This window comes from Thalassotalea sp. ND16A, from assembly GCF_000764205.1.
Lineage (GTDB): Bacteria > Pseudomonadota > Gammaproteobacteria > Enterobacterales > Alteromonadaceae > Thalassotalea_A.
Genome location: NZ_JQDZ01000125.1, coordinates 63127 through 80917 on the forward strand (window position 1 = coordinate 63127; position 17791 = coordinate 80917).

Sequence of the window (17791 nt, forward strand, 5' to 3'; positions counted from 1 at the left end):
TGTCTGGTGCAAATAAATGAAATGCCACAGGCTCGTATAGCGATAGACTTAATAATCGCTTTGAATTTTCGATAGCTAATTAATTAATGCTCGCCACTGTTTATTGGAGCTTAACGAGCTATGCAATAACACTATAGCTTCTTTATTGACATCGGAAGTACCGCCAATTGCCTCAACGCCTTGCAAAATACTTTTACTCACCTAGTCTGCTCACATTTAATCGTTTTTTCACTATTATCGCGCCCTGTCAGTATTTGTCAAAATTAACAAAACACGGGTCATATTATGATTAATTTGATTTAACTCAAAAGCTCAACTAATTGGATCTTTATACTAAAAACAAAGGAGATAAATTATGAACTATACACAATTAACTGGCGATATTTCTAAGCAGCTGGGTAAATTAAGAAAGACCAATAATGAAGCTTATGCGGGCTTTTCAAGCATGGCTAAAGCCTGCCACAAAGACGGCGCGTTAAGCGCGAAAACCAAAGAATTAATCGCAACGGCGATAGCAATAGCAAACCGTTGTGACGGCTGTATTGGTTTTCACGTGAAAACCTTACAACAACTGGGCACAACTTATGAAGAGTTTATCGAAATTTGTGACGTCGCCATGTACATGGGTGGTGGTCCTTCGGTGATGACGGCAGCCGAAGCGATGCAAGCTTGGGAAGAGTTCAGTAAATAAGTGCTTTAAAGCACGTATCACTGAAGATTTCACTACCACCCCATGCCCAGGTTGTCAGACTATTTTCGCTAGAAATACCTTAGTAAATGGCATCCCGGCATATAAAATTATTGGCAATAAGGCGTTTTGTAAGTAGTCTAATAACAATCTGTATAAGCACTGATTTGGCTATGTACTTATACCGGTTGGTATTGCTAACCTAGTAGAAAAAGGACTGATGGGATGATTATTTACGGTGACAGCAAATCTGGAAATTGCTACAAACTGCAACTCTTGTGTAGCAATTTAGCTATACCTCATCGCTGGGTCGAAATTGACATCTTAAAGGGTGATACCCAAACTAAGCCATTTTTAGCCAAAAACCCAAATGGGAAAATTCCAATTATTGAGTTGGACTCTGGCGACGTGTTAACCGAATCAAATGCTATCTTACATTTTTTGGCAAGTGGTTCGGCATTACTGCCAACGGTATCGTTACATCATGCGCAAGTGCTGCAATGGCAATTTTTCGAGCAATATTCTCATGAACCTTACATTGCCGTTGCCCGTTTTATTGAAAAATATTTAGGTTTGCCCGATGAGAGATTAGCGGAATATCGGCAAAAACAACAAGGCGGTTACAAGGCTCTGGATATTATGGAGCAACATCTGGCTAAGCATCATTTTTTTGTCGATGAAAAATATTCCATTGCCGATATTAGCTTGTATGCCTATACCCACGTAGCGGATGAAGGCGGCTTTGATTTAACTCCTTATCCCAATATTACCGCCTGGTTCACACGAATTAGCCAGCAACCGGGTTACCTGCCAATGGCATAAGCCAGTTTTGCCATTTACCCTAAAAATACCACGCTGATAGTAATTAATATTGCAGAGTGAATAACAATTCCGTGAGATCAGGTTGCCACTGAAATTGTTTTAATTTAATTCTGCCGTTCAGGACGACCACTTCTTCACTCTGTAACAAACCTTTTTGTTTTTCAAAGTATTCGCTACCTGGCGGGAACGAAATTTTTCCTTGTGAGTTTATCACTCGCTGCCAGGGCACCGCTAAATCTTTCGGGGCAAAACCAAGCGCCCGGCCAACCAATCTGGCTTTTCCAGGCAACCCTGCCAGATCAGCAATTTGGCCATAACTCGCCACTTTACCTCTCGGTATGGCTTTCACCGTAGCCCAAATACGCTGGTAATTGGCATTGGCAGTCCCTGCTTTAAGCAATTTATTCAACTTGCAGAATTAATAGTCGACTTTGTTTTTTGCCACCATCTTCACTGCCATAGCGTACTATCAACTCTTCTTTACCATCTAAATTAAGATCATCACTGGTCAGTAGTGAACCATCGGTTGGCAGTCTTACGTCTAAATGTTGGTATTTGCTTTGCAACAAGGTGCTTTGCTTTTTCCCGGGAAATATTTTCAGCTGGTTCTCGTCATCGGAGATAATTAACTCTTTCAAACCATCGCCATCCAGGTCTGCCAACTCAATCACTGGCGAGCCACTTTTGCCAGAGGAAAGGCTGAATTTTAATTGTACTTCTTCGGTGAAACGTTGACGATAAATTTGCTGCTGATCCAGGGAGAAAATTAATATTTGTTGATCTATGCTACCGGTTAATAACGCGCCAATGATCTGTGATACCGAAATATCAAAAGATGACGCCATCACTTCAGCTTTGTTGTCGCTATTAACGTCGATAAAATCTAATTCCGCCAAAGTACCATCGGATCTCACTATCGTATTGGCTTTTTCAGCATAAGTAAGCACACCATCAACGGTTTTGCCTAAATACACTTCATAGTCATTGCTCTTATCTAATACGCCAGCACTTTTGGTGTGTTGCACCACCAAGTCGGGTAAATTGTCATCGTTAAGATCTTTTAAGTATTGTACGGTTTTATAGGAAAAATCACTTTGATCAATATTATCGCCATCAGCACCGCGAGAATCCCACCAATTAATGCCTTTGATTTCCTCATTTACGGCTAATGTTTCCGGCTCTGTTGAAAAACCACCATCGGCCGTCTGCCTAAACACCAACAATTCACCATCGCCGGTAATGACGATATCCTGCTTACTGTCTAAATTCATATCCTCCAGGTAATAGGGTCTTTCGGTGTAGCTGACTCTACGGGTAAAAATTTCGACCGTAGGCTCAATCGGTAAGGCTTGCTTACTATATCGGTTGAGGTTTTCACTGTCGCTTTGATTAAGGTAAATATTCAAGCTGCGAAAATCCGCCAATAACACATCATTAAGACCGTCTTTATTTAAGTCACTGATAAAATCGGCTTTTTTTAAATAACTGGCGTTATAATTAACATAAATAGAGCTAATGTCGACGATCTCGGTAAACGGGTTGGCATTTTCGGGTGAAAACAAAACAACGTGCTCACTGGAGAGAAAATATAAGGATTGCTGCCCTGCTTCGCTTTCATCACTGACATCAAAACTGAAATAGGTTTTCGGCAAAGCGATATCCAGGTTTAACTGATATTTTTGTTCGCCTTCATTAAAGGCGAAAATGGCAAGACGAGGAACACCTTGTTCTTCGCCGATTAAAATAATTTCTTTACCTTTATTACTCAGTATATTGGCGCGAATAGGCTCTTTCGAAATATTAAAGGGTGAATTAATTTGAAAGTGTGAAAACTGATAAAAATCTTTTGCCTGGACAGCCGCAGTACTGAGTAATGCGGCGAATCCGATAACGACTGAAAGCACACTGGTGCGACTGTTTACTATGTTACTGCTCATCTATATATTCCATTTACTACTTTGCCATTTACGGCTTTGCAATTTGCCAATCAAGAAAAACTTACCACGGTAATACTTCACCATTTGAATGATAAAACACCCCGGTGTTAGTCATGGTTAAATTATCCATTAGCGCGATTAAACGCGATGCTGCTTCACTCGCAGGAATATCACCAGAATGGTTTACCATATCGGTTTGCACGTAACCCGGATGATATATTCCCACCGGGATTGCTCGAACCATCAAATCTTTCGCCAATGATACACCAGCGGCATTCAAGGCCGCCTTGCTCATGCGATAGCCATAGCGCCCGCCCGAGCCATTATCGGCAATAGAACCCATTCGCGAAGTAATTAAGCCAATTTTACTGCCGGCGGTTAAATTACTTTGCAGCTTTTGACAAACGTTGATTGGCGCTAAAGCATTCACTAAAAACTGCTCTGTTATTGTTTGATTGTTAAAATCGGATAAGGTTTCATCTCGTAAAATACCGGCATTATTGATCAAAATATCAATTTCAATACCGGCTAACTCCTGTACCATTTTTTCAAGCCCAGTGGTTGTTGCTATATCGACTCCGGAGATAATTGCTACACCTAAAGCATTAAGCGGTTCTGAACTGTGTCGACAAAGGGCAATCACATTGTCGCCTCGCTGTTGATAAAGACTGGCAAAGGCAAAACCAATCCCTCTATTGGCGCCAGTGATCACGACTGTTTTACTCATAATGTTCTCTTGTTTAGCGTTTTATCTGTTCGTGTTATACGTTAGTATGTCGAAAGATTTTGTTAACACCAGCGATAATTTGTAATAACTTATTAACACCCCATTAACTTGAGAACATTCAATGCTTAAACAGCTATTTAACGCTGGCCCGATAGTGCCGATAATAACCACCGCCAGACTCAAACTAAGGGCAGTAGAGCTTGACGATAAGCAGTTTATCTGTGATTTAGAAGCAAAACCGGAACTGATGACACATATCAAAGAAGTGCAAAGCCCTGAGCAGCAAATTAAATTTTTTGAAAGCGTGTTGAAACCATGGCAAGCCACGGAAGGCGAATGGCTAATGCTAATCGCCATTGATAAGCAGTCAAAACGAAGAATTGGCTGTTTTTCAATGCGTATTGTCAGTACTTCGAGTTTATGTGCAGAAATTGGCTATCTGGTGTCATTAACTGAGCAAGGAAAAGGCTACGCCAAAGAAGGAGCTCTTGCCGTCAAAGAAAGTTTATTCAAACAATTTAATATGCACAGAGTTTGTGCCTATTGCAATACCGGCAACGTCGCTAGTTGGAAAGTAATGGAGCAAATTGGTTTAGCGCGTGAAGGCCACTTGAAGCAAGATTTTCGCCTTAATAACGTCTGGCATGATACCTATGTTTATGGTCAGGTCCGAAATCCGTAGCAGGGTGATTAACAGTTCAAGATAAGATAACAAGATCCTCTATTTTTCCATCTCAATATCGTTTAGCCAACATAAATGACGATAAAATCGTCCCCTCCATTCCTTCAGACACACCACAGTTGTTGTACAGATACAACAGCTGATCCCTCATAAAGATAGCCAACAAAACGATATCCTATTGAATTTAAGCATAATAATTGCCCCTGTAGGGTTTGTGAACCATACTTTGCAAGACAATTACAATATCGAGTTGCACCTAACCCTTTTAGATAATCACGCTATAATTTAATTCATTATTGATAAAATCAACAATGGCTGGAACAATTTATATGAAAACATTAACACTCTCTGTTCTGATATCGACGTTGTTCATTTTAAGCGCCTGCAGTGAACCAGTGGTCATCACACCAGAAAAAGTTGAAGTGATAGTCACTCAACTCAGCCAAAAAAACATTCCTTTATATGGTCACTATATCGCCAATACTCAAGCCTCGTTGGATGTTGAAGTACGAGCCAGAGTGGAAGGTTACCTTGAACAACAGCATTTTTTAGAAGGCAGTTTCGTGAGCAAAGACCAGTTGCTCTATTCTATTGATGATGGCCCATATCAAGCCGCGCTGGCCAGTGCTCAAGCCAGTCACATTCAAGCGAAAAATGCGTTAGCAAAAGCGAAACGAGACGTAAAAAGAATCAAACCACTTTTTGAGCAAGACGCTTCCAGCCAACTCGATTTAGATAATGCTTACGCCGATGTAGACAGCGCTCAGGCCAACTTGAAATCTGCAGAAGCGTCATTGCAACAAACCGAATTAGAATTAAGTTACACTCAAATTCGCGCCCCGATATCCGGCGTTGTCAGTGCATCGAATGCCGACATAGGTGCTTTAGTCGGCGGCTCGGGCGTTTCATTATTAACCAATGTGCAAAAAGTCGATCCACTGTTTATCGAATTCCAAATGACTACGTTAGATTATCTGCAGGCCAGACGTCGTCTAAAAAGTTATTACGAAAAGTTTAAAGCCGATGTTGAAGGCACCTCAGTCGAAGGCCTAATCACCATCACATTACCTGACGGCAGTGAATATCCGCACTTAGGGCAAATGAAATTCACCGCACCAAAAGCGAATCAGGAAACGGCAACATTTACCGCCAGAGCGGAAATTATCAACCCCGATAGAGAACTTCTACCGGGGCAGTACACCAAAGCCCGCATTCAACTCGATCAACTTGCCGACAGCTTATTACTGCCTGAACAAGCGGTAAAATTTGAACAAAGTGGTGCCTTTGTTTATGCGGTATTAGCCAACAACACTATCGAGCGGCGCTTTGTTGTTTTGGGTCGAAATGTGGGTGGTAATTTTTTAGTGCAAAGTGGTTTAAGTAATGGTGAAAAAGTCGTATTAGAAGGCACTCACAAAGTACAACACGGCAGTCATGTAATTGCCATTATGGCGAAAGACGTGAAAGAAGCAGCACAAAAAGCGCAAGAGGCGGAAAACAAATCCCAGAAAAAAGCGGCTGAAAAGCCAGCTAAAGCCAAAGATAAATAAGGGAGAATCACAGTGATCTCACAATACTGTATTAAACGCCCTGTTTTTGCGTCGGTTTTATCCATTGTCATTGTGCTGGTGGGGGCGGTTTCCATTTTAAAAATGCCTATCGATCAGTACCCAAATATATCACCGCCACAGGTCACAATTTCAGGAAGCTATAGTGGCGCAACTGCCGCCATAACCGCGGAGTCGGTGTCGATACCGTTAGAACAAAAAGTGAACGGCGTGCCGAATATGCTCTATATGACATCCAGCAGTAATAATGGCGGTAGTTCAAAAATAAAAATCACCTTTGATGTGGGTACCAACCCAGACTTTGCCGCCATTGATGTACAAAATAAAACCAAGCAAGCGGAAGCTGATTTACCCGGCGATGTAATCACCGATGGTGTCACCGTTGAAAAAACCTCAACCGTACCGCTAATGACCTTAATTTTGCGCTCCAGTGAAGAGAGATATGACGATCTATATTTAAGTAACTTTGTGACTCTGCAAATTCAACAGGCATTAAAACGCATTCCCGGTGTCGCTAAGGTTAGGAATGTCGGGGCCCGTACTTACTCAATGCGAGTTTGGTTACGTCCTGATGATCTGGCGTCTTACAGTTTAACCCCGAGTGATGTGGTTGACGCCATAAAAGAGCAAAATGCCAATGCTGCCGCGGGATCTTTAGGGAGCCAGCCTGCAAGTGGTGATATCAATTTATCACTCACCATAAACGCTTCTGGCAAGTTAAAAGATGCGGAGTCTTTTGGTAACATCATTGTTCATGCCACCGACAATGGCGCACTAATCCGCCTTAAAGATGTGGCCAGAATCGAGCTCGGTGCCAGTGCCTATAAGCTGATATCACAACATAACGGCCAAAGCGCAGCCATTGCTGCTTTATTGTTATTGCCAGGCGCGAATGCGCTAGAAGTTGCCGAAGAAGTTAGAACCACGATGACTGAGTTGTCTGAGCAATTCCCTGAGGGGATCAGCTATCAAATAGCTTACGACACTTCCGTTTTTATTGAAGCGGCCATAACTGAAGTGGTTATCACATTAATCGAAGCGCTATTATTGGTTTCTGCGGTGGTATTTTTATTTTTACAAGATTGGCGTACTACGATAATCCCGATGCTGGCGGCACCGGTATCCATTATCGGTACTTTCACCTTTTTGGCGGCCTTTGGTTTTTCCATCAATACCATCAGTTTATTAGCTATGGTGTTAGCGATTGGCTTAGTGGTAGATGATGCCATTGTGGTGGTGGAAAACGTTGAACGTATCATGCAAGAAAAAGCCATAAGCGCGGCCCAGGCGACGTCAATGGCGATGCAAGAATTAACCGGCGCACTGGTGGCTACGTCGTTAGTGCTCGCCGCAGTATTTTTACCGGTTGCGTTTTTAGGTGGAATATCTGGCGAGCTATATAAAGAATTCGCGATAACCTTAACCGTTGCCGTACTGATTTCCACCGTAGTCGCACTGACCTTGAGTCCGGCACTGTGTGCGTTACTGATGAAACCAGAAAAAAAATCCCTGCCGATTTTCAATTGGTTTAATAAAAAAATCGATGCTCTCACCTGTAAGTATACCGGTTACGTGACCGCGGCAATAAAACGTACGGCTCGCTCTGTAGTGTTATTTATCGCATTGTTTACTGTTGGTTTATTTATCTTCAAGCAGCTACCTGTTGGTTTTATGCCACTTGAAGATACTGGCATGTTTTATGCCGACATTCAATTACAACCCGGCACAGCAGTTTCACGCACCGCAAAAACGACATTTAACCTGGAAAAAGAATTAACCGCACATCCCGCGATTGAACAAATTATTACCTTAACCGGGGAAAACCTCAGCAATGGCTCAGGCGAAGAAAACGCTTACTTTCAAATCATGTTAAAACCCTGGGACGACAGAGCAGATTACACCATGGAAAAAACCATGAATGATGTCAGCAAAATTATTACCGCTTACCCAGAGCTGACCTACAAGGTGTTTCAGCCCCCTGCCATTGCCGGTATGGGAGAGCGCAGTGGTTTTTCTTTTGAATTACAAGACCGAAGCGGATCGAATTCTGAAGGGCTAGCGGAAATCGCTAAATCATTCATCCAAAAAGCAAAGTTTTTACCGCAAATAGGCAATATCAGCAGCACCTTAAGTGGCGATATCCCCATGCTAAAACTCATCGTTGACCGGGAAATGGTCAAAACTTACGGGGTAAATTTGGCTGATTTAAATACCTTGTTAAAACAGCTAACCGGCTCTTCTTCGGCCAGTGACTTTAATATGTTTGGCCGTACCTATAAGGTAAAAGTACAAGCCGAGGCGCAATTTAGACGTCGTCCGGAAGATCTCTCACTTTTTTATATCAAATCAGGCTCTGGCGCGTTAATCCCTTTATCTATGTTAGCCAAAATTGAATACAGCGCTGGAGCAGGCAATATCAGCCGTCATAATTTATTCACCAGTGCCAGTATTGGCGGTACGCCAGCTCAAGGCTATAGCTCTGGTCAGGCAATGGCGGCAATTGAGAAATTGGCAGCGGAGGAATTACCGGATGGGTTTGCTTATGAGTGGACCGGTATGTCATACCAGGAAAAAAATGCCAGTGGTCAAGCAGGATCTGCGATGCTGCTCGCCGTCGTATTTATCTATTTATTCCTCGCGGCACTGTACGAAAGCTGGGTGATCCCAATTCCAGTACTGTTAATTGTGCCAATTGCTTTGGCGGGGGCGGCAATCATTGCCTGGATAGTGGGCATTGAAAACAACCTGTTCTTTCAAATCTCAGCGGTTGCGCTGGTGGGTTTCTCCGCCAAAAATTCTATTCTAATTGTCGAATTCGCCAAAAGCTTGCATCAACAACATGGCAGAACCATTAAGCAAGCCGCCATAGAAGCCGCAGAGCAACGTTTTCGCCCGATTGTGATGACCTCGGTATCGTTCATTTTGGGCATATTGCCATTGGTTATTTCCATGGGGCCTGGCGCCCTGGCCAGACAATCAATTTCCACCGGAACACTTGGTGGCATGATTGCGGCAACCACGATAGGGATCATTTTAGTGCCATTGTTTTTTGTGATTTTTGTCAGTTTCGCCGCAAACATCAAACAAAAATTCAGCTCAACAGATAAGGAGGCTTAGTCATGATTAAACGATCACTAAAGCCAAGTTATTTAGTCCTTGCAATCGTTTTATTATCGGCTTGCGCCATTGGCCCCGATTACCAAAAAGCCCCCGAATTAACACCTGATGAATTGCCTTCATGGCAAGTCAACAATGATCTTGCTCAGCCAGATCCCTCAATCGCGGTATTAGACTGGCGGTCATTTTATCAAGACCCGGCACTGCAAAGCTTTATTCAACAAGCGCTTGATAATAACATCGACTTGAGAATTGCCAGCGAACGGGTGTACCGCTCACAAATAGGCTTAATCGCCAGTGATGCCCAATTTTTACCAAATTTTGATATGACATTTGACGCTGACAGAGAGAAAACCAGCAAAGCATTAACGACAACACCGAAAATAGATAATGAGTTTAAATGGACCGCGAATGTATCGTGGGAACTCGACCTTTGGGGTAAATTACGGCGCAGTAATGAAGCCGACATTGCCAATTTACAGGCAACCCAAGCGGAGTTTTACGGGTCGAGAATATCATTGATCGCGCAAGTTGCAGAGCTCTATTATATCATTCAGGACGCTAAAAATCAGATTCTGTTAACCAATAATAATATTGTCGCTCGCCAAAAATCGAAACGAATTACCGAATTAAGACACCAACAAGGCATTATTTCAGGGTTAGATGTGAGCCAAAGTAATGTGGAATTAATGCAAGAAAAATTAAAACTTCCGGCGTTGCACAACTCGCTCAACTCAAGCATGTACCAACTGTCAATCTTGCTCGACCAATCGCCGAAAAAGCTTAATATCCCGGATCGGGATCCCAACAATTTAGATCAAAAAATATTGCCTGTGGGCTTGCCCTCTGAATTATTAAAACGACGCCCTGATATTATTGCGCAAGAGCGTAGACTGCATGCCGCAACCGCCGCCATTGGCGTCGCCAAAGCCGATTACTTCCCCAACATTAGCTTAGTCGGAAATTTTGGCGCAAAAAGTCTTGAAATAGATGATCTACTCGATGATGCCGAATATTGGGAAGTAGGTGCCGATATCTCTATGCCTTTATTTAACTGGGGGACAACAACCGCCAATGTTGATAGAGTAAAATCCGAATACCGTGAAGCCATACTCAATTACCGTAAAGCTATTTTTGTCGCTTTCAGAGAATCGGCAGAAGCGATTGAAAATGTAGATAAAAATCGGACTGAATATTATTTAAAACGTGACCTGCTGGCGGCAACCAATGAGTATTTACGTATCGCCAATTTACGTTATAACAATGGTGTGATCAGCTATATTGATGTGCTTGATGCGCAACGTAACCAGGCGCAATCACAGCAAGACTTTTCCGCTGCTGCGCAAAGTTTACAAACCTCATTTGTCGGGCTCTATAAAACCTTGGGTGGTGGTTGGGATGCCGCAAGTTACCATCAGGCATTAACCAATGAAGAAAATATTGATAGCGCAGTTGAACAACAAAGCAAAGTCATTATTAGTCAAACTCCTGAAGTTGAGCAAACGCAAGAAAATGGGTCTTGACCACCGGCATAAGCCCATTCGCTGAGTCCGACCGCTTGAGGCGGTGCTTGTTCTAAGTCATCAAAGTCATAAGATACTTGCATGTTGGTGTTAGCCGACATCTCCCATTTTATCGCGATACGAGCGGCCGTATGAGCTTTGGCGCCACTTTACCAAGATTTAAAATCATCATTCCACTCTGGTTCAGACTGGTTTTCGATAAACCGTCTTGGGTATTGGTCAAAAAGTTGGCTCGTAAATAAACATTATCCGCTAATGAAAAGTTCACCATGCCTTCAATGCGTTGCAAGTTGTCGGTACCTAAAGTGCCTTTAATAAAGCTTTCAAATTCGGCTTGCGGTGCATTAGGCACCATGTTGACCACGCCCATTGCGGCATTTTTACCAAACAGTGTCCCTTGTGGGCCTTTTAACACCTCTACTCGTTGCATATCAGAAAACAATACGTTTTGCGCCGCTCTTGGCATATAGACGTTATCAAAAAACGTGGCTGAGAGGGGTCGCCGCCAACGGTAATGTCAGGGCTTGAAATACCTCGAATGGTCACCCCCGCCTGGGTCATGCTACTGTCACCAAATTCAAAGCCGGGAATAAACTTATCAATATCGCTTAATAGAATGGAACCAGGCTCTTTCATCGTTTCGGCCGAAACGGTATCTACTGTTACTGGTACTTTCATCACATTTTGCACACGTTTTTGTGCGGTCACGACAATCACATCATCGATGTCATCTTTTTCTACGTCGGCTTGTTCGGCTGAATAACAGGCAAACGATGTTATTGTCAGGGCAGTCGCTATGGTTTGAGCAATAAGGTTTTTACGATATATCGTATTCGCTCCACCTTTGATAGTATGTAAAGGTTTTATTAATACTTTTATTGTTCTTTAAGGATAAAAATCCTCCAAGATGAAAAAATTTAGACCGCTGTTTAGCGTAAGTTTATTGTTGCTAACACTATTATTGAGCAGTTGCAGTGAACCAAAACTGACCGCTTTATCATATGATGCGAAGATCCTTGCTTTCGGCGATAGCTTAACCGCGGGTAAAGGCGTAGCGCAGCATTTTAGTTATCCGGCGGTATTGTCAAAACTCACCGGGTTAGAAGTAATAAATGCTGGCGTTTCAGGTGAATTGACGGCACAAGGCCTTGCCCGATTACCGAGTTTGTTAACCGATAATGACATTGAAATTATGCTATTGCTTGAAGGTGGTAATGATATATTGCGCAACAAAAGCAAGGCCAAACTAAAACAAAATCTGGCGGGTATGATAGAGCTGGCGCAAGCAAGAAACATCAACGTGATGTTAATTGGCGTGCCCGAAAAAAGTATATTTTCCAGCAGTGCCGATTTATATCAGCAACTGGCCGAACATTATCAACTGGCTTTTGCCGATGACATCGTCGCTTCTCTCCTTAAAAACTCCTCATTAAAATCCGATGCCGTGCATTTTAATGAGCAAGGCTATGCAAGATTAGCCGAGCATATTTTTGAGGTTTTGCAAGAAAATGGCGCTCTTTAGCGATATTTTCTTGTCACTTTGCAAATTAATGCCGCTGCAGTTTTTGTTAAAAAAATAAGAGAGGGTAATCACTTAGCAAAATTCATCGTCACCCGACAAAGCTGTACAATAAATGTACTATTGATATCCTGTTAACAAAACATTAACCTAGTATGGATCTGATGGGGAATCCAATAGACGTGTACAACAGATAAGAGGTAGTATGAGCTTAGTATGCAACCATAGACGACAGTTTTTTCGTAAATTTAGTGGTGTTGTCGCCATCGGGGCAACCGCGCCGTTAATTAGTCAAACGGCTCATGCTGAGTTAAATGAAGACCGGAATAATAAACGTTTATCGCTTTATAACCGTCACACAGGTGAACGCGTTAAAGGTGTATTTTCTGCCAATGGCGTATTACAACAAGATGTGCTCAATTCATTCCAGCATAACTTGCGAGATCATCGGCAAAATGAAAGTGTTAAAATGGATATCCGCTTATTTGATTTTTTAGATCAAATACAACGACGTCTGGGCAGCGATAAAGAAATTCACATCATTTCAGCTTTTCGTTCAGAAAAAACCAATGCCATGCTAGCAAGTAGAAGCTCAGCTGTAGCGAAAAAAAGTTTCCACATGAAAGGCATGGCGATAGATTTTGCGATTCCAGGCATTGAATTAAAGCTAATCCGCGATACGGCAAAATCATTAAAACTTGGTGGTGTCGGTTATTATCCTAACTCTGGTTTTGTCCATATTGATACCGGCTGGGTCCGTAGTTGGTGATCGCTTTTATGTTTATCGATACTCGATGAAATTTGAAATGTTAACAAAGCTCATTTTGAAGTGAGGAGGTCCCGTGGCAAGCACGGGATGACGTGGTGTAAGTTAACTAATAATAGCTGTACATCCCTTCTTCAGAAAATATACACCGTCATTCCAAACTTGATTTGGAACCTCCTTTCGTATTATAGAGCTTAGTTATCTATCCCTCGAAAACTTTCAGCTAATGTCGGATTTTCGCGAGAATTTTTGGCACTTTTGTTTTATCATAACGGCATTAATCAATCATTTAAATTGCTTTACGCAGGTTGGAACTATGGTGCTAGATAGCAGTATTTGCATGCAGGCAAGATTATCCCGAGATCTTCGTTTTGACGGAAAGTTCTTTACCGCGGTGTTAACCACAGGCATCTATTGTCGGCCAACATGTCCAGCAGGTCCGGCGAAAGAAGAAAACGTGCGTTACTATCAAAGTGCCGCACAAGCTGAGTTTAATGGCTATCAACCCTGTAAACGCTGTAAACCTGAATTATCGCCTGAGCAAAAACTCCCCAGCCACTTAAGCCAGGCTTTAAATTTAATCACCATTTCACCGCAATTGTCGGTGCATGAGTTAGCTTTACAATTACAGCTTAGTGAGCGCCAGGTGCAGCGGTTATTCAAAGAAAACCTGGGCCTTAATCCCAATGAATTTATCAATCAAAAACGACAAATTAGCGCTCGTAATCTCTTACTGACCTCAAGTATTGCGATTGCTGATGTTGCTATCATCAGTGGTTTTGGCAGCACTCGCAGTTTTAATGAGCACATCAAAAAACAATATAAACTCACACCTTCACAACTGAGAAAATCTGCGAAGTCAGAAAAACACAATCATTTGCGGCTCAAGCTAAAATATCAAGGTATGTTAAATTGGCCACTGATGCTGGATTTTTTTCGGGCAAGAGTGATCCCCGGGGTCGAGTTAGTCACCAACAGTTATCAAAGAACCATAACTATCGATAACTGTCATGGCTGGATAAAAGTCAGCAAGGACGACAATAATGTTGTCAATGATGAGTATTTAAATCTCGATGTTATGGTAAATGATTATTCGCAACTTCCCCAAATCATCTCCAGAGTCAGAAAAATGTTTGATCTGGACTGCAATTTAGCGGTGATCACTGAGCATTTAGGCCAACATAAAGAATTTCAGCAAGTGATAGTGAACAATCAAGGGCTGCGCTTACCGGGTTGTTGGGACATTTTTGAGTTCTCCATCCGAGCAATTTTAGGCCAGCAAATATCGGTGAAAGCGGCAACAACGCTTGCCGGCAGGATCGCCAAAAAATATGCAGAAAAAGTTGAAACCGAAAGCATGCAAAGACTGCCAGCGGGGTTGGAGTTATACTTTCCCAGCGCACAAACTTTGATCAACGCTAACTTTACCGAGTTAGGCATTACCGACACCAGACAACAAACGTTACGTACCTGGATTGAATTTTTTAATCGCAATCAAACCTTGTTCCGCACCAGCCATAATACAGAGTCATTTGAAAAAACCTTATGCGAGCTAAAAGGTATAGGTCCCTGGACCGCAAATTACATGGCAATGCGCGGCTTAAGTTTACCGGATGCGTTTCCGGCCGCCGATTTAGGCATCATCAAGGCCTTAACGAATAAAGCCCCGGCAACTACTGCGACAGCGAAACCGTTAACGGCAAAACAAATATTAGCCATGGCCGAGCAATGGCGTCCCTGGCGTTCTTATGCCGCAATTTATTTATGGCAGACATTGGCCCCACAAAACAACAATGAATAAAGGCATCAACTAAGGTATTAACACGATGATTTACTATGACATTTTAACAACTCAGTGTGGTGACATTGCCATTTTAGGCAACGAACGAGGCATTATTGAAGTTGCTTTCCAGCAAGGCAAAGCCAGCGCCGATATAAACTCTAACGTAGAAAAAGTGAATCAATTTTCTCCGGGTCATATGTCAGAGGCAAAACAACAACTCGATGAGTATTTTAAAGGTAGCAGAGAAAACTTTGATCTGCCGCTAGCCCAAACCGGTACTAATTTTCAAAGCAGCGTCTGGTCTGAATTAAGCAAGATACCTTTTGGCACCACCATTAGCTATGGAGATTTAGCCAACCGCATCAAAAAGCCGGCAGCTGTTAGAGCCGTAGGCACCGCCAATGGCGCAAATAAGTTAGCGATTATCGTGCCTTGCCACCGGGTAATCGGTGCCAATAAAAAATTAACTGGCTATGCCGGAGGCATGGGCATAAAAGCGAAATTATTAATGCTAGAAGGTGCACAATTTAAGGTTTAACTAGTAATGAATTTTATTCTCATTATAATCACGATATCGTTTTCTTGTTGTGGTTATTATGATTGAAATTATCATCGGCTTAGCGGCTATTATATTACTATGGATGATGTGGCGCTTATATCAAGCAAAACAATACAACCGTTTTATTGACTGGCTAAACGTTGACATAAGTCCAAAATTGGCACAGGTGTTAATCGCTGAAATGGAGCAAAACCGCTCACAGTTGTTTCCAAATACCGAGGATCACATTAACGCAGCCCTACTGTATTATCGTCAATATCCGGTAAGAATATTTGAAGCCGCAGTGGCAAGAGAAGTGATAGCGCCACATTGGTTGGATGATAAACAGCATAAACGTTGGGCTGCCCATTTACTGTTTATTCAAGCGACTTACCGTTTAAAAATGGCTAGATAACCACACTCAGATATCGATTAAGCAATTATATGGGCTAGAGAACTACAACTAATAGCCCAAGTTATTAAATCGCCTTTATTTGTTTAATTTTAGGAACTTCAACCAAAACTTTACAGGTTAATTTTATGGTATTGTCTTGTGTTAAACTCGAATCGCATTGCTGTTTTTTAACTTTCCCAATACCTAAGACTTCATTAACAGACTCACTCTGCATGTCTTGATAACTGTATTGGTTATTCTGGTTTCTCACGCTAACCGTGTTTATTTGTGTTTTATCTTCAATGAGCACACCATTAACCTCTTCTACTGCTAGCAGTTTGGCTTTTTGCTTAGCAAACTCACTCAGCGAAGCTAAACTGTCTTTTTCCCCGCCGACGACAGTCACTTCGGTCCAGGTTTGTTGAAACAGCGGATTACCTTGAGCATCAGTTTGATAAACAATATCGTATTTACGTTCTACTTGTTTATCATTAACGAAAACATTGGCTCTGGGCTGTGCACTCGGAATTGCAATTGCCTGCTCACCACCAGTGGATGCACAGGCGCTCAGTAAAATAAGGACGATGCTATAAACTAGTTTCCTCACGGTTAAAACCCTTTCATTTGATCACTTTTAATTTTTAATTTCTCTACCAGTACAAGTGCATCCAGAATTTCCATATTTCTTGGATCTATGCGATTAGCATTTGCAACTAAATCAAATGAATCTTTATAGCGGCCCTCAATCAAGCGCACCATACCTTGGTTATGAATTGCAATGGCTTGATCTTCACCACTTTTTGCTTGATTAGCAATTTGCTCATAAATTGCAAACGCTTGTTGATAACGTTTTTTCTCAACGTAGTCATTACCCAAGCCGATGTTGTCGTCACTGCCATCTAATAACTTAATTTTTTGTTTTGTTGGGTACGGTGAAATGTATTTTGCGATTTCCTTAGCCGCTTTTTGCATTAGCTTATTGGAAATTTTTTCGGCTGATGGCACATCTTCCTTTGCATCACTATACGATTCATAAGAGCTAAATTTTTTATTGTAATCAAACGACAAGGTATCACTGACATAAGTGTTATTACCTCTTACCACAGAGAAGGTTACGTTCAGAGTTTGTTTAACACGATAGTAATACGTATAGGTTGTTCCTTTTTTCCCTTCATATTCTTTACGCCAATTATCTGTTTCTAATCGAGAAGCTGAAATTTGACCGACAACATGGTTGAATGAATTTTTGTTTTCATTAACATAACCATACTCTTGAATTCGTTGCGCTAACGCATTAGCAAACGCATCGCCATCATAATTCCGACTTTTGGATTTAAATTTATGAACACCTACATCATCAAATTGAAAATTTCCCAGTGGCGGGCTTGGCACTACATGTTCAATCGTAGTTTTACAGCCAGTTAATAAGATAACGAGGAGTACGCAGAGGTTTACATAAATTTTTTGCATTTTTAATTCCCTTTATTAATAATTATGCGGATAAACATAACCACACAATCCAAATGAACTTATTTGAGATCAAATAGTTAATTATATATAGCTGAAATGATAAGGGGTTGTCAATGGATTAAATCTAACGGGGGTTCTTGCTAGTTAGCGAATAATTGCCTAAACCTGATCATGAGGTGGTGATTATGAAAACTTTAGTCTTCGATTTAGTGAGTATAGGCGAGGCCGCAAAGCATTATGGTGTTTCAGTCGAAACT

19 protein-coding genes are annotated in these 17791 nt (G+C 41.8%); 11 read left to right on the top strand and 8 right to left on the bottom strand.

Going from position 1 to position 17791, the window contains the following annotated elements; all coding sequences use genetic code 11:
- Positions 1 to 75: 75 nt before the first annotated feature.
- Positions 76 to 201, bottom strand: coding sequence for a hypothetical protein (locus ND16A_RS21915; protein ID WP_268746326.1), 126 nt, complete (start codon positions 199 to 201; stop codon positions 76 to 78).
- A 154-nt stretch (positions 202 to 355) separates the two neighbouring features.
- Between ND16A_RS21915 and ND16A_RS00130 the strand changes: the two genes are divergently transcribed.
- Both ND16A_RS00130 and ND16A_RS00125 read left to right on the top strand, forming a co-directional pair.
- Positions 356 to 691, top strand: a complete 336-nt coding sequence (locus ND16A_RS00130; protein WP_033079499.1) for a carboxymuconolactone decarboxylase family protein — start codon at positions 356 to 358, stop codon at positions 689 to 691.
- 222 nt (positions 692 to 913) lie between these two features.
- Positions 914 to 1510 carry a glutathione S-transferase family protein gene (locus tag ND16A_RS00125; RefSeq protein ID WP_033079500.1) on the top strand — a complete coding sequence of 199 codons (597 nt, stop codon included), beginning with the start codon at positions 914 to 916 and terminating at the stop codon, positions 1508 to 1510.
- Between the two features lie 43 nt (positions 1511 to 1553).
- On the opposite strand, the gene ND16A_RS00120 is transcribed toward ND16A_RS00125, so the two are convergent.
- The 3 genes from ND16A_RS00120 to ND16A_RS00110 form a co-directional block, all read right to left on the bottom strand.
- Positions 1554 to 1910: an MGMT family protein gene (locus tag ND16A_RS00120; protein ID WP_033079523.1), complete on the bottom strand. Its 357-nt coding sequence runs from the start codon at positions 1908 to 1910 to the stop codon at positions 1554 to 1556.
- A 1-nt stretch (position 1911) separates the two neighbouring features.
- Entirely contained in the window at positions 1912 to 3447 is a 1536-nt protein-coding gene (locus tag ND16A_RS00115) for a hypothetical protein (RefSeq protein ID WP_052073365.1), read from the bottom strand.
- A gap of 61 nt (positions 3448 to 3508) precedes the next feature.
- On the bottom strand, positions 3509 to 4174 hold the full coding sequence (locus tag ND16A_RS00110) for an SDR family oxidoreductase (protein WP_033079501.1): 666 nt from the start codon (positions 4172 to 4174) through the stop codon (positions 3509 to 3511).
- A gap of 121 nt (positions 4175 to 4295) precedes the next feature.
- On the opposite strand from ND16A_RS00110, the gene ND16A_RS00105 reads away from it, so the two are divergent.
- The 4 genes from ND16A_RS00105 to ND16A_RS00090 all read left to right on the top strand — a co-directional run bounded on the left by ND16A_RS00105 (position 4296) and on the right by ND16A_RS00090 (position 11064).
- Positions 4296 to 4856: a GNAT family N-acetyltransferase gene (locus tag ND16A_RS00105; protein ID WP_033079502.1), complete on the top strand. Its 561-nt coding sequence runs from the start codon at positions 4296 to 4298 to the stop codon at positions 4854 to 4856.
- A gap of 329 nt (positions 4857 to 5185) precedes the next feature.
- Positions 5186 to 6406, top strand: coding sequence for an efflux RND transporter periplasmic adaptor subunit (locus ND16A_RS00100; RefSeq protein WP_081945762.1), 1221 nt, complete (start codon positions 5186 to 5188; stop codon positions 6404 to 6406).
- A gap of 12 nt (positions 6407 to 6418) precedes the next feature.
- Positions 6419 to 9541 carry an efflux RND transporter permease subunit gene (locus ND16A_RS00095; RefSeq protein ID WP_052073366.1) on the top strand — a complete coding sequence of 1041 codons (3123 nt, stop codon included), beginning with the start codon at positions 6419 to 6421 and terminating at the stop codon, positions 9539 to 9541.
- Positions 9542 to 9543: 2 nt separating this feature from the next.
- Positions 9544 to 11064, top strand: coding sequence for an efflux transporter outer membrane subunit (locus ND16A_RS00090; protein ID WP_033079504.1), 1521 nt, complete (start codon positions 9544 to 9546; stop codon positions 11062 to 11064).
- 109 nt (positions 11065 to 11173) lie between these two features.
- On the opposite strand, the gene ND16A_RS00085 is transcribed toward ND16A_RS00090, so the two are convergent.
- Both ND16A_RS00085 and ND16A_RS00080 read right to left on the bottom strand, forming a co-directional pair.
- Complete coding sequence (locus tag ND16A_RS00085) at positions 11174 to 11494, bottom strand: hypothetical protein (protein WP_033079505.1); 321 nt, start codon at positions 11492 to 11494, stop codon at positions 11174 to 11176.
- Positions 11482 to 11772, bottom strand: a complete 291-nt coding sequence (locus ND16A_RS00080; RefSeq protein ID WP_152593952.1) for a TonB-dependent receptor plug domain-containing protein — start codon at positions 11770 to 11772, stop codon at positions 11482 to 11484. Before ND16A_RS00080 ends, ND16A_RS00085 begins: the two co-directional genes overlap by 13 nt.
- A 199-nt stretch (positions 11773 to 11971) precedes the next feature.
- Between ND16A_RS00080 and ND16A_RS00075 the strand changes: the two genes are divergently transcribed.
- The 5 genes from ND16A_RS00075 (at position 11972) to ND16A_RS00055 (ending at position 16085) form a co-directional block, all read left to right on the top strand.
- Entirely contained in the window at positions 11972 to 12586 is a 615-nt protein-coding gene (locus ND16A_RS00075; RefSeq protein ID WP_033079507.1) for a GDSL-type esterase/lipase family protein, read from the top strand.
- A 202-nt stretch (positions 12587 to 12788) separates the two neighbouring features.
- A complete protein-coding gene (locus ND16A_RS00070) occupies positions 12789 to 13352 on the top strand; it encodes a DUF882 domain-containing protein (protein WP_033079508.1) in 564 nt (187 codons plus the stop codon).
- Between the two features lie 337 nt (positions 13353 to 13689).
- Positions 13690 to 15150, top strand: a complete 1461-nt coding sequence (locus ND16A_RS00065; RefSeq protein WP_052073367.1) for a DNA-3-methyladenine glycosylase 2 family protein — start codon at positions 13690 to 13692, stop codon at positions 15148 to 15150.
- A gap of 25 nt (positions 15151 to 15175) precedes the next feature.
- A complete protein-coding gene (locus tag ND16A_RS00060) occupies positions 15176 to 15670 on the top strand; it encodes a methylated-DNA--[protein]-cysteine S-methyltransferase (RefSeq protein WP_033079509.1) in 495 nt (164 codons plus the stop codon).
- A gap of 58 nt (positions 15671 to 15728) precedes the next feature.
- A complete protein-coding gene (locus ND16A_RS00055) occupies positions 15729 to 16085 on the top strand; it encodes a hypothetical protein (RefSeq protein ID WP_081945766.1) in 357 nt (118 codons plus the stop codon).
- A 64-nt stretch (positions 16086 to 16149) separates the two neighbouring features.
- Here ND16A_RS00055 and ND16A_RS00050 read toward each other — a convergent pair whose 3' ends face one another.
- The gene (locus ND16A_RS00050; RefSeq protein ID WP_033079510.1) at positions 16150 to 16671 is read right to left on the bottom strand and encodes a hypothetical protein; all 522 of its coding nucleotides are present in this window, start codon (positions 16669 to 16671) and stop codon (positions 16150 to 16152) included.
- Between the two features lie 2 nt (positions 16672 to 16673).
- Positions 16674 to 17534 carry a DUF6340 family protein gene (locus ND16A_RS00045; RefSeq protein ID WP_052073368.1) on the bottom strand — a complete coding sequence of 287 codons (861 nt, stop codon included), beginning with the start codon at positions 17532 to 17534 and terminating at the stop codon, positions 16674 to 16676.
- Positions 17535 to 17791: the final 257 nt, after the last annotated feature.